The organism is Haloferax gibbonsii ATCC 33959, assembly GCF_000336775.1.
In the GTDB taxonomy this organism is placed as follows: Archaea; Halobacteriota; Halobacteria; order Halobacteriales; family Haloferacaceae; genus Haloferax; species Haloferax gibbonsii.
In genome coordinates this window covers 35,011-50,512 of sequence record NZ_AOLJ01000027.1, presented here as the reverse complement: position 1 = coordinate 50,512, position 15,502 = coordinate 35,011, and the positions used below count along the sequence as shown (strand labels likewise).

The following is a 15,502-nucleotide window of genomic DNA, read 5'->3' as shown; positions in this document are numbered from 1 at the left end:
TGTTCGTGTGTGCAATCGCCGTCGGCTTCGTCGCGGGGTCGTATTGGCCGGTGGTCGATGGACATCCGCAAGAAGGCGAGCACGAACTGTACTGGGTCCGAAGGCGGTTCACGAGTTGCTCTTTGTCGGTCTAGCGTGTTACGGCGTGTTCTCGCTCATGTTCGTCGTAACGGTTACAGACCTTCTGCAGAAGATGGGCAGTATTGGTGTGGAGGATCTCGTGTGTACCGCTCTGTATGCGTACTCTGTGGACCGACGCGACGCGAGGTAAGCAAACCGGGTAAGCACAGCTGAAGCACGCGTCAAACCGGCAACACAGGGAATAGAACGATTAGGACTCCCTCTTCTGAACTTCCGAATCGCTCAATGTAGGTGCTACACCGACCAAGCGAGTTGCAACTGAAAGACGTATTCAGAGTTGGCAGGGTCGCCCGAGTTCTTGTTCGTACTGCGATTTAATTTGCTCGAACAGGTCTTGGCCGAGTTCTGTCCGGAAGCGAGGCGCGGCGGTCGCAAAGAACTCGTCCAAGTTCTCGAACTCGGCAAAGTGGTCGTTCGCCTCGGCTTCGTCGTACCGACCTTGGCGCTCGTACTTGAGCGCCTGGAGACAGTTATCGATCAGATCCATGTCTTTGACGAACTGTGCCGTCGGGGTGTCACGTGCTTCGTACTCCTCCCAGAGCGTCAGCAGTTCGGTGTCGAAGGGTCCGACGAGATCGGTTACTGCGCTCCGTTCAGCTGCTTCCTTTTCAGACGTGGGGATGGTCTGGCGTCCGTCTTCCGCGCGGGTTGCGATATCGCCCGTTCGAGCTTCGCCGAGGTCGTGAATGAGTGCCATCGTCACTGCTTTCTGAGGGTCAACGTCTTCCTGCTCGGCATAGAGCAGACAAAGCGACGCTGTCCCCCACGTGTGGGCCGCGACCGATTCAGGCGAGTCGATATTCCGAAGCACCCATCCCGTCCGAAGTTCGTCCTTCAACTCGAACCATTCGAGCAAGGAGTCGAGTTCGTTGGTCATCATATCGTGGAGAAGGGAAGTGGCCAGTTCAACTCATCGAGACTATTCCACCGGGGCGCCGACATTCAATCAGTAAATCCGCAGGAGCAGTGTGCCGAGTAATTCACCGCTGACCTGCGAAAACAACACCTGTGAAGTATCCTATGAGACTCTCTGTTACAGACAGAACTACGTCTGACAAAGAGGAATCAACAAAGGCCGACAACTGAACCACAGATAAGAGATCTCAGACCGCTTCGAGTGTTGAGAGAATCTCTTCAGCCGTCCCGCTCATCCGACCCAGTCGCTCTTGCAGCACGTCTGTCTCCTCGCCCTGCCACGCCGCGAGATAGAACGCCGACCCACTCGTGTCTAAGCCGAGGTATCGACCGACAACGTACGCGACGGCCTCAGCTTCGACCTCGCGTTTCGCCCGCTCGGTCGCGTCAGTAATGTCGAAATGCAGAATCGCGTGGGCGTACTCGTGGATGATCGTCGACGCNGCTTCGACCTCGCGTTTCGCCCGCTCGGTCGCGTCAGTAATGTCGAAATGCAGAATCGCGTGGGCGTACTCGTGGATGATCGTCGACGCGAGGTCGGCACGGTTCGGACGGTCCTTCACTTCCACGAGCGGGGTGAGATCTTGGACGCTCCGTGACTGGCAGACACCCTTCGCCTCACCATGTCGCCAGTCATCGGGATCGACGATGCGGATGGTCACGCCGAGGTCCGACGCGATGTTAGTGAGGTCATCGACGAGCGTGTCACACTCGCCGGTCGCCGCCGTATCCAGCTTTGGGAGTGGTTCGCCCTCGGTCTGCGAAATGTCGAAGACTGGTGCAGGCTTGAAGCCCACGAGTCCCTCCGACCATTCCTCGGGTGGCGTCTCGTCGTACTCACACTCGCTGGTCTCGTGGTAGCTCGGTGCGTTCCCACACTTGGGGCATTGGGTCGTGATGATCGGCGCCCAAATCCAAATCGCCGACTCGCCTTCCTCGACGTATCGGTCGAACTCTGCTTGCCACGTCCGGTAGCCAGCGACCTTCGTAGCCTCGGGGCATTGGAGGGTGATGAGGAGTGTGTTGCGGTGAGAGTAGTCGTGGAACCGGCTCTGGACGTCCAGCCATTCTTGGAACTGCTCGCTCGCCCGAGCGTCGTCGACGTCGGCAGCGAGGTCTGCAAGCCATTGTTCGATCGTGCGGTGCATCTCATCGTGTCGCGTGTCGGTCTCGTCGAACGACACCGACGGGGAACTCGTTGTTGCCATTGGTTTCAGTTCTGATGCGTCCCTCCAGGACGCGCCGCACCCCTCTGGGGCGCACAAAAAACAGGCGAGACACCTACTGGTCGGTATCCTCGCACTCGAGGCTACGAAGGTACTGTCGACACTCGCCGAACAGGCCGCTCGCAGTCGCTTCGCCGGTCGTGAGGTGTCGAACCCACTCAATCGCCCAGCAGTACACGGGATCGGACTCACCTGTGCCGTGGGTGTACCACCAGCGAGCGGCTTTGAGCACGACGAGTGGGTTTGTCGGCGGCCGTTCGCTCAGGAGAGACCACGTAATCGACTCGATTTCATCGGGAACGTCGGCTCGGGTGAACTCCGAACAATGCACGAGTTCGAGATCGACTGGAATCTCGTCGATCGAGACGTCAGACTCTGTTTGTTGGCGACTCATGGAAATCACGTCACACGGACTGTGTCTTCAGCCCGCACCCATCACGGGCGCAAAAAATCTCGATCAACATCTGTTACTGCGCCTCCGCCCCTTTGGGCGGCGCAAAAACAACGCCGTAGTGNCTTCAGCCCGCACCCATCACGGGCGCAAAAAATCTCGATCAACATCTGTTACTGCGCCTCCGCCCCTTTGGGCGGCGCAAAAACAACGCCGTAGTGTAGACCTGCTGAACGCGCAATAGAACTGAATGAGACACATCAGAGAGGTTGCGAGCTCGTGAATACAATCGTGGAAGTGGGAGGATGAGAGTACGTTTCGTCTGTCTGCCACACTACGCTGGAAGGTACAAGAGGACGATAGAGAGAGTACATTTCGTCTGTCTTCCTCTAGTGAATGAGGAATAGCACTCCGATTTTAGCCCGGTTCGATACTCTATGAGAAGACAGACGAGACAAACGAAACAAGGTTTTATTACGTAAACACTCACACAACATGTTATGTCGGGCCCATTTAGTGACCTTGAGGACACCATTTTCTCCGATAAGAGTGTCCTCACCGAAGATTATCAACCAGAAGAAATTCTCGAACGAGACGAAGAGATCGAAGAATACCGATACGCCTTGCAGGATGTCCTATTCGGGAGGGCTCCCGAGAACATCATGCTCTACGGGAAAGCCGGCCTCGGAAAAACGGCTGTTACGACGTACATGATGAACGCTCTCAAAGCGGAAGCAGAGGAGCGAAAACAAGCAGACGACCTCTACATTCACGAGTTAAACTGCAACGGCAAGACGTTGTTCGTAGTCGTTAGGCAGCTTGTGAATAGTTTGCTCCCAGAAAACGCGAGTGAGTTTCCAAAGCGTGGTCTCGGGACTAGCGACGCGTTCGAAGAACTCTACCGGCAACTTGACCGGGTAGGTGGGACACACTTCTTGGTGTTCGACGAGATTGACCACCTCGACGACGTCAACACGCTCCTCTATGAGCTTCCACGGGCCTCATCTAACGGACATATCACGAACTCCCAGGTTGGTGTTATCGGGATTAGCAACAACTACACGTTTAGACAGTCACTTTCGTCGAAGGTCAAAGACACGCTGATGGAAAACGAGATCTCGTTCAGCCCGTACAATGCGGACGAGTTGCAAACAATTCTCCGTGACCGTGCTGACCGAGCGTTCGTTGACGGCGCGTGTGATCGGTCGGCCATCGCCATGGCGGCTGCAATCTCTGCAAAGGATATGGGGAACGCACGGCAGGCGATTGACCTCCTCCGAGTCGGTGCAAAAGTCGCCGAAAAGAATGAAGACCGAAAAGTAGAAGACGACCACATCGAGAGTGCGAAAGAGCTCGTTCAACGCGGGCGGTTGAGTAACCGAGTCCGTGATCAGACGGACCATGCACAGTACATTCTTGAAACAATCGCACATCTCGAGCAGCAGAAAAAGACTCCCGCACGCTCAAAGGACATTAAAGCATACTACGAGAAAGTTACGACAGAGTGGGGTTCGGAACCACTCACGACGCTAAAGAGTATTCAGGACCACCTCTCTGATCTTCATATGCTTGGCTTCTTACAGCGGTCTGAACAAAACGATGGTGAGAGAGGTGGCCGCCGCTACGAGTACGAACTTGACCTCGATCCACAGATAATCATCGACGCCCGCAAAGAGGTTGAATCCGAATGAGACGTCGCGTGCGGTGAGACAGACGAAATGTACTCTCACTCTCCGTCGTACGCGCAGCAGCGTGATACATCGTAGCCAACGCCCCACCGAACACAGTCCACTCGTCGGTTACCACATCGCCGGATAGCGGCGTGTACTCAACGCAATAGCTATCAGCCAGTCGTCGACGACGTTCCGAACAGCAATACCACGATCAGAAAGCGGCTCTCTCAGGAGTACCATTGGGCACAGCGTCGACTTAGTAATGGACATCAGCGGGAACGATCCACAGATGGTCGTTCGACCCGACGAGCTGCTCAAGTCGCTCGCGGTGCCGAACCCCGTCAGCGAACTCGTCGTAGAGGTACACCGCCGGCCCACGGTACGCCCCGAGATTGTGGCACGCATGTCTGACGAGGTCCTCATCGCGCATAATCGCCGCGGCGTCAAGGTCGTCAACGCCCTCTCGAACACGCTCAAGATTCCGCTCGAACTCGCGTGTCGTCGCCTGCCACCCGCGCTCGAGGAGTTCCTGGCCGTCTTCTGAGTCAACGGGCACTGCAACCGGGAGGTCACCCCACCGGGCGCTGCCGGCGACCGTTGTTGAGTCGTCATCGAACGTCACATAGTAGTCGAACACCGCTTCGGCCTGCGGGGCGGCCCCCACCAGTTGGTCGAACACGTCGGCGGCCCGTGAGAGGGCTTCGTCTGTTGTCGATGCAGTCACGAGTGCGTAGATTACCTGGTGCATTCGTCGTCACCTCACCGGCTCAAGAGTCGAAGTCTGTCCGACCCCCTGCGCCGGCGCCCATCGCCGGCGCACACAAACACAACTCACTGCGACACACCAGAGATCACGAGTACGGGTGCTCTCGAGACGGTGAAAGATACCTCACGCTGGTACTGTTGAACTCACCGACTGAAACCGGTCATTCTTCTCGAAGCCAAGTGTGGACGGACCATGATGGAACTCGTTGTTTGCCATCCACGCAGCAAACCCTCCTTAATTCGCTGTTGGGCCATATTCCCCTCAAGCTTGGAGAACACACAAGCAGTTGGAATAACGCGTCTGATGGGGTCATCATCGGAACTTCCTCAGGATATATCAAATCGATTGCCGGAAACATCTGATTTTAGTTCAAATAAATAGGAAGATAACTGTGACAAGCAACTTCTTAGATCGCAGTTCCATCTTTGGTCTTGTCGGTGCGGTCGTGATCGTTTCTGGCGGACTCATAGCTACTCCGCCAACGGGAATGACAGAGACTGGTCTGACCGCGACAGCAGTCTTCCTTGCGACACTTCTTCTGTGGTTGATTCGCGCTGTTCCATATGTGATCTCAAGCGTCACTGCAGTCATGCTCCTCTATGCACTTGGCGTCTCAAATTCCGTCCAAGATGCTGCATCTGGGTTCTCTTCTTCGCTCGTTTTCTTTCTACTTCTACTCTTTCTGTTGGGGAACACGATTTCCGAAGTGAATCTGGATACCCGACTCGCAGACCGCCTCCTTGGGACCAAAAATTCCCCAACGCATGCACTTCAATCGCTAACAGCGGCACTACTCTCTCTTGCTGTCTTTATGCCCTCTGCTGCGGCTCGGACCGTGACACTAATTCCTGTAGTTCGTCGTCTTCGGACCTCTTTTGATCTTTCCTTCAGTTCTGACTTCTCGCAAACTGCTTTCTTGATCCTTGGCCAAGTAAACCCACTTGCATCCATTGGACTCATGACTGGCGGTGGTATGGCTGTAGTCACTGCTGGACTCATTCACTCGCTCGTCGGTCCCCTCACGTGGGTGGAATGGGCCCTATACATGGTTCCTCCTGCAGTAGTCCTATATCTGCTTGGTGCTGTTTCCGTTTTCGCGCTCTATCCGCTCAGTTATCCAGATATTCAGAAACCGATGACAAAAGATACTGCTACTGGCTTCAACCGTGACCAACAGATCGTTGCCACTGTGATGTCCGGAACCGTCCTTGCGTGGATTATCGGATCTTTCCTTGGGATCCCTACCATTCTTCCAGCTGCTGCGGCAGTCCTTATCCTTGCACTCCCCAAGATCCGAATTATCCGTGCAGATGCTGTCGAGGACGTGAGCTGGAACGTGCTCTTTCTCATCGGTGCAATGTTTTCTTTACTTGAGGCACTCACGAATACGGGCGTTGTGGAACTGCTTATCAACCAGACCTTAGAGACAATCCCGCTTCACGCTCTCCCCACGTTCGCAAGCATTGGTATTCTTCTTCTGGTCGCAGTCGCCATTCGTACTGTGTTCTCTACTGGGTCTGCGGCGCTGCTCGTTGTTGTCCCTTTCGCGCTTCGGATTGGGGAACAACTGGGTGTGAACCAACTTTATCTCTCATTTGCACTGCTCATCGTTATTGGTGGAACGACGTTTCTTCCGTTCAACACAACCTCCGCCCTGCTTGCGTACGAAGAGGGGCCACTAAAACAGAGAGAGGTTGCTAAGTTCGGCGTCGTAACACTCCTTCTCTCGTTAGGAGTTAGCACTACCGCATGGCTATTCTACTGGCCGTTTGTCTCAAGCGTATAGAACGCCTGACCCTCCATCAGGCGTCGGTGTGTACGCGAGACCGTTACGCTCTCTACCGTGTTGTTACCGTTGACGCTGGCCTCGATCGACATTTTTCCTTTCGGATGTCCCAACTCAACCGTACCACTATCGGGGGCATCTGCGACCTGATTTGGAATCGTCCCCTCAAGTAGTGTCGCGGCTGCAGTACACGATGCACCTGTCACAGCATATACTGGGTGAAGGTACTGCATGCTCATGATTCGAGCTGTAATATCGATTTCCGATTCAGTAACGTGGCCTACGGTCGCTTCGTAATCGGTTGGCGGCGCGACGAACGCTATCTTTGGGAAGCCAGGCGATTCGACGGTTGCATCCTCAGGAGAATTGACGATGCCGAGCTCCGTGCACACGGTCGCTCGAATCTGCTCAATCCGGTCAAGGAACTCAGGATTGTTATCGATGTCTTCGGGCAGCTCCGTGCCAGTGACACCGAGGTCAGATGCTCGGACGAAAACAACGGGAGTTGTAACATCTAAGACCGTCATCTCGACAGACCTTCCATCGACATCAAGTGTCGTTACCCGTTCATTGAACGGAAAGAGTCCTTTTTCAATTGTGCTGGCCGGATCGTAGAACGTCGTGTCAACCCGAGCGCCAGTACCAGGAACACCGTGGATCTTGTGATCGCCCACAGTAGCTGTACGACCGCCGACGACTTCGAAGGATTGGTCGATACGTGTCTCTGTGTTCTTATTATAGAGCGTAACTGTTGTTTCACCGTAGTCGGGGACATCGATCATATTTTGATCGACAGCGAACGGTCCAACGACAGTCGTCATGTTTCCGCAGTTCCCTCCATAATCGATGGTCGGATCACGGACACTGACCTGACCAAATTCGTAGTCTATGTCAATGCCATCTCGATTACTCTCTTCGACGATCATCAGTTTGGATGTCGTCGATGTTCCGCCACCAAGTCCATCGATTTGACGCTCATCAGGACTGCCGAACAGCGAGAGGAGCGCTGTATTGGTGTTCTCTTCTGGGAGTTCATCGCGAGCGACAGCAACTCCCTTGCTGGTGCCTCCGCGAACGAGGGCGCACTGCAGTGAATTCTGATCCATTTAAGCGTTTGAGGTTGAGCCGAGTTGTTGTTTCAGCACCGGACCGAGGTACGGCCCGACGATGATCACTACCGTCGCGACGATCAGCAGTAGTCGAAGGGGGGTTGCGAAGAAAATATCCAAACTTCCGTTGCTAAGGGAGAGCGATCTGGAGAGATTTTCCTCCGCAATGGGACCAAGAATGAGTCCCAGAAGGAACGCGACGATGGAGTAGTCGTACGACTCCATGAAGTACCCGACAATCCCCAATGCGAGCACGACGAATACGTCGATGTAGTTCGAATTGAGCGAGAACGCGCCCAAAACGGACAGCACGATAATGATGGGAATAATCACAGAGGTATTCACCGTCGTCAAGTAGCCTGCCCACCGAACTACGAGGAGGCCGAGGGCAAAGATGATGAGACTACATACGACGAGTGAGACGAAAATCGAGTATGTGAGGTTGATCTGTGCGCCAAAGAGTGCTGGTCCAGGGCGGATCCCGTGAAGCATGAGCGCACCGATGAGAACGGCGGTTGTGGTGCTTCCCGGGATACCGAACGTCAGTGTCGGAATTAGCGATCCGCTTACAGTCGCGTTGTTTGAGGACTCTGTGGCAATAATACCCTCCTCGGAACCGTTTCCGAACTTTTCAGGATTGTTAGATGCACGTTTTGCTTCCCCGTACGCGATAAACGTTGAGACAGACCCTCCGGATCCCGGAACTGCACCAATAAGCAAGCCGATGATGGATGACTTGATGAGCGTGAGGGGTTTTGAAAGGACTGTCCGAATACCCGATCGGACACTCCCTCCGATGTCAACATCGCCACCACGCGAAATCGTCCCGCCCTGCTTACTTAGACGGAGCATCTCCGAAACTGCGAAAATCCCAATGAGGGCTGCGACAAAACTGATTCCGTTGTGAAGGCCGAGCTGGCCAAACGTGTATCGCTGTGTTGGGAGCATTGGTGCGATCCCAACAGTTGCAAGCATCACGCCGAACCCGCCCGCCATTGCATCTTTTAGGAACGATCCTTCAGAGACGACCATGATGAGCGAGAGTCCAAGGACTGCGACTAAGAAGTACTCAGGTGTCCCGAACAGGAGGACGATTGACACGAGTACAGGAAGGATCGCGAGAACGGCCACTCCACCGAGGAAGTCGCCGATGGCTGAGGAAACAGCTGAGATAGTAAGTGCGTCAACAGCACGTCCTACTCTTGCCATCGGATAGCCTTCAAGCGTCGTCGCTGCTGCAGACGCAGAGCCAGGAACATTGAATAGAATTGCAGAGATGCTACCCCCGTACATGACCCCATTGTATATCCCGATGAGGAAGATGATCGCGGTGATGTCTCCCATCTGGAGTGTGAATGGTGTCGCAATCGCCAGGGTGAGTGCCCCTCCGACACCGGGCAGACCACCGCCGATGATGCCAATAAAGACACCGAGCGCCAGGAGCGCAATCCCCGGCCATGAGACCACCGTTTCGATTGCATGGAAGAGTACGCTAAGGTCTACCATTTAGAGTCCTCCAGTAACGATGTCAAGGTTCATGAGCGCAACGAAGACATAGGCAACCCCGGTGAGCCCGATGGTGATGATCGCTGTTACCCACCACTTCTGACCCGTGTAGATGAGGTGGGCGAGTGCAAAGATCGGAGTTACCCAGAACAGTCCAATGGCGTACCCAAGGAAGATATACCCTGTAATGAGCGTACCAAGGACTATCATGCGGATTAGGTCTCCACTCTCCGCACTGTCTTCACTCATCTCCGTCTCTGACGTCGACGACCCATCGGCATCAGAGCCACTGAGTACAACAGCGTCATCTTTGGTGAATTCGTAAGGAATGACGTTGTTTAGGACGCGAAGCGCGGCTGCGACCAAGACAAGTCCAGACGCGGCCTGTGGAAAGAGACGCGCTGCCGGTGGGAAGTCGTAGGCTGTGACGAACATATACACGGCAAGTGTGACTAGTAGCGCGGCGAACACATGCTCACCGCGGACTATATCCGTGAGTCGATCCGTCACCGAGGATTTGGATGTGCTCATTTTTGGATAAACTCATTAGCGGACTCAGCCGCCGTTTTTCCGTACACGGCCGCGTTCATTTGGCCAGTTCCACCAGGGTAGTTGTCGAAGAACAGCCCGCCGGTGCTGTTCCCAGCAGCGTAGAGTCCCGGAATCGTCTCGCCGCGACTATCGATGACTTCTGCGTCGGTGTTAGTGCGGACACCACCGAAGCTGAACGTGATACCACCAGTGACGGCATACGCGTAGTAGGGGGGCTCATCAATGGGGAGTGCCCAATTCGTCTTCGGGGGTGTAACGCTAGTTGCTTCGTTCCCGTCGAGAACCTCTGGTTCAAACTCACCTGGATCGCAGGCAGCGTTGTACTCTTCAATGTTTGCAACAGCTGTCTTGGGGTCGCCACATCCGACTTCGTCCAGAAGATCGGGGAGATTATCCGCGATGGTGGGATCCGACGGTCCAGTTGCGCGGAGGAGATCGTGAACCTTCGAGTCGACGACAATGTACGCGACGTGATTTGGTTCCTCAAAGATGAGACGGCCAAACTTCGCGTAAGTATGTGCACGAGCGTCCTGACCTTCGTCAACAAACCGTTCTCCTTCGTCGTTCACGATGACGCCGTACTGGTAGCCATCGACACGATTTGCACCACCAGCGACGTCCGGGCTAGCAGCGTCAATAAGTGCCATATGGGCACCACCCCACTGACCGACGAGATCAGCACCGATATCGCTGGCTGCTTCGAGTGCTTCGCCAGTGTTGTATCGACTGCCACGTACCTTCATCGCGTCATAATCACGTCCATAGTACCGAACGCGCTTTTCGTCACTCGAACTGTATGCGCCGGCTGCAAGGACAACGGCATCAGCCTCAAATCGAACAGGGCCATCGTCAGTTATCGCATCCACACCGACGACGCTACCATCACTATCTCGGTAGAACCCACGAGCTTCAGTCTTGAAGTGGAAGTCTGCACCTTCGTTTTCAGCAGCTTCAGTGACAGTGTCAACATATTCTTCGCCATCGAACCACGTGCGCGCCACGGTATACCCAACGGCAAGCGGTTCCATCTGCCAGTCAACGCCAGCGGAACCGGTGAGCCACTCAAGGGTATCGCCGGCGTTTTCGGCGAGATAGCGAGCGAGGTCCGGATCTGCCCGGTCACTAGTCTGATCAAGAATATCTTCGTAGAACTCGTCGGCAGTGTAGTCTTTGATGTCGAACTCGAAGCCATACTGCTCAAGGTCAGTCCCAACGGAGGGAACACGGAACGATTCGCTGAATCGAGTGTGTCCGCCCTGATGTTCACGAGGAGCTTTCTCAAGGACGGCAACAGTACGGTCAAGTTCCGCAGCGCGGAGCGCGGTCGCGAGGCCAGCGGTACCACTGCCGACGACAACAATATCGTAATTGTACGTATTAGTGTACCCAGATGCGTTCATTGTAGGATTTTGTTGATGCTTTCGAGTGTTATTCGCCGCGAAGTTTTGACATGTTGACTTTATCCGGGATTGTGTTGATGGAGTTCACTAAGGCCTTCTTAGCGCGTTCGTGAGAGCCATATTCGACAATATTTCCAGTCTGCTCTGACCAGGTCTGCACTTCATCGGTTTGGAGTGCAGCCTTAACACCCTCTGCGAGGGTATCGCGGATATCCGTAGGTGTTTCAGGCGGTAGGAACATGCACCGAGTGAGCTGGCCGATGTAGTCGATGCTTTTGAAACCGGTGTCCGACGGGGATGGTGCCTTAGGGAAGACAGAACTCCCCTCACTCGAGAGAATCGAGACAACCTCGAGATCGCCCGATTCAACGGCACTCTGCGCCGCAGTGTCAGTAGTTGCGACGACGGGGACTTCACCGGAAACAGCCGCTTTGATCGCAGGTCCAGCGCCGTCGTAAGCGACATATTGGTTGTAGTTCAGACCGTAGTCATTCTTCATCACGATAGCAGCGAGGTTGACGATGCCACCGCGTCCAAGCCCTGCGAATTGCTTGAGATCTCCAGACTGGTAACGGTTGACGAGGTCTTTGAGGCCCCCAATGTTATGCTCTGGATTCGCAAAGATTCCGTAGGGCGTCCGGGCGTACGTACAGACGGGCATGAGCTTCGTCATATCCCAATCCGGCTGGTGTACCAAGTAGGAGATCGGCGTTGACGGTGGGTTGAATCCACCAAACGTGTATCCATCGGGCTCGGACCGAAGGATCTCAGCAGCCCCTTTCAGCGAGGCAGCTCCTGGTACGTTTTCGATTGCGATCCCAGAACCCAGTTCGTTGGAAACTTGGGGCATAATCTTCCGAGCGTAAGTGTCGGTACCGCCGCCCTGACTGAAAGGGACGATATAGGAGATATCTTCACTAGGGTATTCGCCACCGCCACCCTGGAGCTCACTCTGGACCGCACTACAACCTGAGAGTGCTACGGTTCCGGCACCAGCTGCGGCCATAAAGCCACGGCGTGTCATACTGGCATTGGTGTCATGTGCCATGCACCGGACGATTGGGGTTTAACTAATAAGGTTAACGATGATGAGGATAATGAAGCACTACTGATTGTATTCACGAGAAGTGACGCTACTGGTACTCTAATCGCAGCTGGAGTTCATTTGTCACGCCCAAGAGGAAGTTCGGAAGCTCAGAGCGGAATCTCTCTCCTTTGATTCGATGTGCAGGTCCCGAGATACTCACGCCACCGATGACGGTGTCATTACTCAAAACCGGCGCACCAACAGCTCTCAGTCCCCCGATAGACTCCTCGTCACTGACTGCGTATCCGCGGTCGCGTATCTTCTGTAATTCGTCAAAGAGAGCCTCTCGGTCTGTGACCGTGTTTTCAGTTAATGCCGGGAGGCCGTGCTGGTCAATAATTTCTATAACACGACTACGCGGAAGATGAGCGAGAATAGATTTACCTGCCGAGCTGGCGTGCAAGTTTATTCGCTTCCCAATCCGAGAATCAGCCCGTACAGCATTGTTCCCAATCGCTGTATGGATGTATGTCCCAACACCATGTTCTTCGACAATAAATTGAGCTCGCTCACCGGTTTCTTCGGCTATTTCTTCGATTTTCGGAATCGTTGTTCGAAACTGCTGGTCTCGGATCCGGACGTCCCCACCCTTGTCGAGAAACGCCATCCCTAGCTTATAACTTCCGTTCTGTTTGGTGAGGTAGTCTTCGTTTTCAAGCGTCTTGACATACCCATGAACAGTACTCCGCGCGAATCCGACTTCATCAGTGATTTCGCCAATAGTAAGCGCATCTCGTTCCTGAATTATATCAATGATTTCTAAGGCATTTTCAAGCGTCTTGAGAGAGCGACCAGATTCATTCCCGGGCATATTAGACCATTTCATCAGGGGAGTCAAAAGTGTTCACGATTTGTGAATCCTAAATGAGGCTTATTTCACACTCAGAGAAGCCGAATTGGGAGTGAGTAAGGCAAAGAGTCGTTTACAGGGAGGTTCAGATATTGTGAATTATTTTGGAGAGAATGGTGTGGTTTAGTCTCGATAGAGACAATCCTTGAACCATTAATACGGTGATTAGCGATGGTATTGGTCCATATGCACCCATATTTGAGGTTTTACGATATTCAGCCCTGTAAGTTGTACTATGTATGATAAAAAGAATATAATTTTCACCCATTTATCTAAGGAATTTTCTCCAAGAGAAATATTCCATAGTGATTAAAATCGAATCTAACTTGCGCGCGGTATCCGATCATGGCCGAGCATAGAGATCGGAGCACATCTGAGTGGCAAGAATTTCGTGATGAATAGCATCTTGCGAGCACTGATGGGAACTCTCATTTTCAGAAGAACAAACTATAGTACTGTAATGGCAGATACAAACTCAGTCTGAACCAGATGGTTTCGGTTAGATTCCTAGAATCCTAGTGGAATCTGGCCATAGTTCCAGCGTCAGGCGTTCAGCTCAGGTCCGTACTGCGGTGTTCGGCACACGGAACACCGCCAGACAGGCTCTCCAGCCCACGCTGCGGGTGGGCTGTCGTCGCGTGAGTCGAACCGATGCGGTGTCTGCTCGCCACACGACTGACAGCGGAGCAGTTGCCGCGTTGGTGAGGTAGATGTCGGCTGTGACGGCGAGGCATCGACAGACATTCGTCGAAGCGCAATCGCTGGGACAACCCACGTCTCCGAGTCCGAGAGCAACTGCTCACGACGAGAGTTCTCAGTAATCTGCGTCCCAGCAGCGTCGTACCACCGGGAAGCAGAACCCTCCGTCGAAGGAGAAGCGGACCACAACGAGACTGACCGTGCTTTCGCCACGAAGCCATCAGCACGTGACCCAGTCGCTGGAACGACGTCCGGGAGGTGACCCCACCGTGTTCGGAGTGGCGCCGCGAGCGACTGTTCGAGCGCCGCAATGAGTGTACACTCGTCGATACGAGATGAGTGGGAACGCTGCAGTAATCGGGCTGCTGCAGTCCCTTTTGCGAGTGCACCCCGCGGTGACTGTGACGGAACGAGCAGACAGATGATGCCGTGGAGTGATTGCTCGCGGGGCGCTGAGGTGCTGTCTGGAGCCGAGACATCTTGCTCGAGGCAGAATCGACACTGGCACTGAGTGGGGGGAATGGCCCGCTCACAGGTCTGACAGGTGTCCGTGTCCAGATCGTCACCAGCAGGGTAGTCATGCTCTGGAATTGCGTCGCTGTGCTCGGCGTGATCGGGTTCCAGCTGTACGTCGGGAATCTGCGTCGCTTCGCCATACGATCGAAATTCCGCGGTCGGATCACGCTCTGGCGGCATACCGCGTCGTGGCTGTATCTTCCGATATAAACGTTCGTCCAGCGAGGCCGCTCTGAAACCCGGCCGATGGCCAACAAACGTATATGTATTCTTAAACTAGCTGCGGGCAGCAAAATGTACGATTTGACCGGGTTCCAACGCGACCTGCTGTATGTCACCGCCGGCTTGGACGAGCCACACGGGCTCGCAATCAAAGACCAACTCGAGGACTACTACGAAACCGAGATTCACCACGGCCGCCTGTATNCCGCCGGCTTGGACGAGCCACACGGGCTCGCAATCAAAGACCAACTCGAGGACTACTACGAAACCGAGATTCACCACGGCCGCCTGTATCCCAACCTCGACACGCTCGTCGAGAAGGGACTGCTCGACAAAGGCGAAAAGGACCGCCGAACGAACGTCTACGCGATCACCGCTCGCGGTCGCCGAGAAATCGAAGCACGCGATGACTGGGAACAGCAGTATACCAGCGAACTCACAGGATAACCTGGGAAAGTCAGACCAGAGTGAGACTCACGAACGAGATGAGCAACTGGCACTCAGACGTCTCACAACGTGTTTTTCTCTCCTTCCTCGTTTCAATTTGCCATCGGAGACGGGACCACGTTCTCTCCAGTAACAGAGGTCGTGGCTGCGCGCGCAGCGAAGCGAGCACGGAGCGGAGGGTGGGGAGGTGGGGCCTGGGTCGGTCCGGCACGTAGC

The 15,502-nt window shown here is 54.4% G+C and carries 13 protein-coding genes; 3 read left to right on the top strand and 10 right to left on the bottom strand.

All coding sequences use genetic code 11. The annotated features are described in order from the left end of the window. Positions 1–412: 412 nt before the first annotated feature. From C454_RS17800 to C454_RS21070, 3 genes are all read right to left on the bottom strand, one after another. Positions 413–1,021 carry an HD domain-containing protein gene (locus tag C454_RS17800; protein WP_004977714.1) on the bottom strand — a complete coding sequence of 203 codons (609 nt, stop codon included), beginning with the start codon at positions 1,019–1,021 and terminating at the stop codon, positions 413–415. A 223-nt stretch (positions 1,022–1,244) separates the two neighbouring features. Beyond that, positions 1,245–2,264: a M78 family metallopeptidase domain-containing protein gene (locus tag C454_RS17795; RefSeq protein WP_004977713.1), complete on the bottom strand. Its 1,020-nt coding sequence runs from the start codon at positions 2,262–2,264 to the stop codon at positions 1,245–1,247. A gap of 73 nt (positions 2,265–2,337) precedes the next feature. Next, entirely contained in the window at positions 2,338–2,676 is a 339-nt protein-coding gene (locus tag C454_RS21070; RefSeq protein ID WP_004977710.1) for a hypothetical protein, read from the bottom strand. Between the two features lie 497 nt (positions 2,677–3,173). Between C454_RS21070 and C454_RS17785 the strand changes: the two genes are divergently transcribed. Continuing rightward, positions 3,174–4,364 carry an orc1/cdc6 family replication initiation protein gene (locus C454_RS17785; protein WP_004977707.1) on the top strand — a complete coding sequence of 397 codons (1,191 nt, stop codon included), beginning with the start codon at positions 3,174–3,176 and terminating at the stop codon, positions 4,362–4,364. Positions 4,365–4,602: 238 nt separating this feature from the next. On the opposite strand, the gene C454_RS17780 is transcribed toward C454_RS17785, so the two are convergent. After that, entirely contained in the window at positions 4,603–5,094 is a 492-nt protein-coding gene (locus tag C454_RS17780) for a hypothetical protein (RefSeq protein ID WP_049905263.1), read from the bottom strand. Between the two features lie 409 nt (positions 5,095–5,503). Between C454_RS17780 and C454_RS17775 the strand changes: the two genes are divergently transcribed. After that, positions 5,504–6,898, top strand: coding sequence for an SLC13 family permease (locus C454_RS17775; RefSeq protein ID WP_204365855.1), 1,395 nt, complete (start codon positions 5,504–5,506; stop codon positions 6,896–6,898). Here the strand turns inward: C454_RS17775 and C454_RS20025 are convergent. The 6 genes from C454_RS20025 to C454_RS20015 all read right to left on the bottom strand — a co-directional run bounded on the left by C454_RS20025 (position 6,871) and on the right by C454_RS20015 (position 13,363). Further along, on the bottom strand, positions 6,871–8,004 hold the full coding sequence (locus tag C454_RS20025; RefSeq protein WP_004977699.1) for a 2-methylaconitate cis-trans isomerase PrpF family protein: 1,134 nt from the start codon (positions 8,002–8,004) through the stop codon (positions 6,871–6,873). The two genes, C454_RS17775 and C454_RS20025, sit on opposite strands and share 28 nt — an antisense overlap. After that, positions 8,005–9,513 carry a tripartite tricarboxylate transporter permease gene (locus C454_RS17760; RefSeq protein WP_004977695.1) on the bottom strand — a complete coding sequence of 503 codons (1,509 nt, stop codon included), beginning with the start codon at positions 9,511–9,513 and terminating at the stop codon, positions 8,005–8,007. Next, a complete protein-coding gene (locus tag C454_RS17755) occupies positions 9,514–10,044 on the bottom strand; it encodes a tripartite tricarboxylate transporter TctB family protein (protein WP_004977694.1) in 531 nt (176 codons plus the stop codon). Further along, a complete protein-coding gene (gene tcuA, locus C454_RS20020; protein ID WP_004977692.1) occupies positions 10,041–11,465 on the bottom strand; it encodes an FAD-dependent tricarballylate dehydrogenase TcuA in 1,425 nt (474 codons plus the stop codon). The genes C454_RS17755 and tcuA overlap by 4 nt, the downstream gene beginning before the upstream one ends. 28 nt (positions 11,466–11,493) lie before the next feature. Next, positions 11,494–12,513 carry a Bug family tripartite tricarboxylate transporter substrate binding protein gene (locus C454_RS17745; protein WP_239639952.1) on the bottom strand — a complete coding sequence of 340 codons (1,020 nt, stop codon included), beginning with the start codon at positions 12,511–12,513 and terminating at the stop codon, positions 11,494–11,496. Positions 12,514–12,598: 85 nt separating this feature from the next. Next, a complete protein-coding gene (locus C454_RS20015) occupies positions 12,599–13,363 on the bottom strand; it encodes an IclR family transcriptional regulator (protein WP_081605253.1) in 765 nt (254 codons plus the stop codon). A 1,548-nt stretch (positions 13,364–14,911) separates the two neighbouring features. Here C454_RS20015 and C454_RS17740 point away from each other — a divergent pair. Beyond that, positions 14,912–15,286, top strand: a complete 375-nt coding sequence (locus C454_RS17740) for a PadR family transcriptional regulator (protein WP_004977687.1) — start codon at positions 14,912–14,914, stop codon at positions 15,284–15,286. The last annotated feature ends 216 nt before the right edge of the window (positions 15,287–15,502 follow it).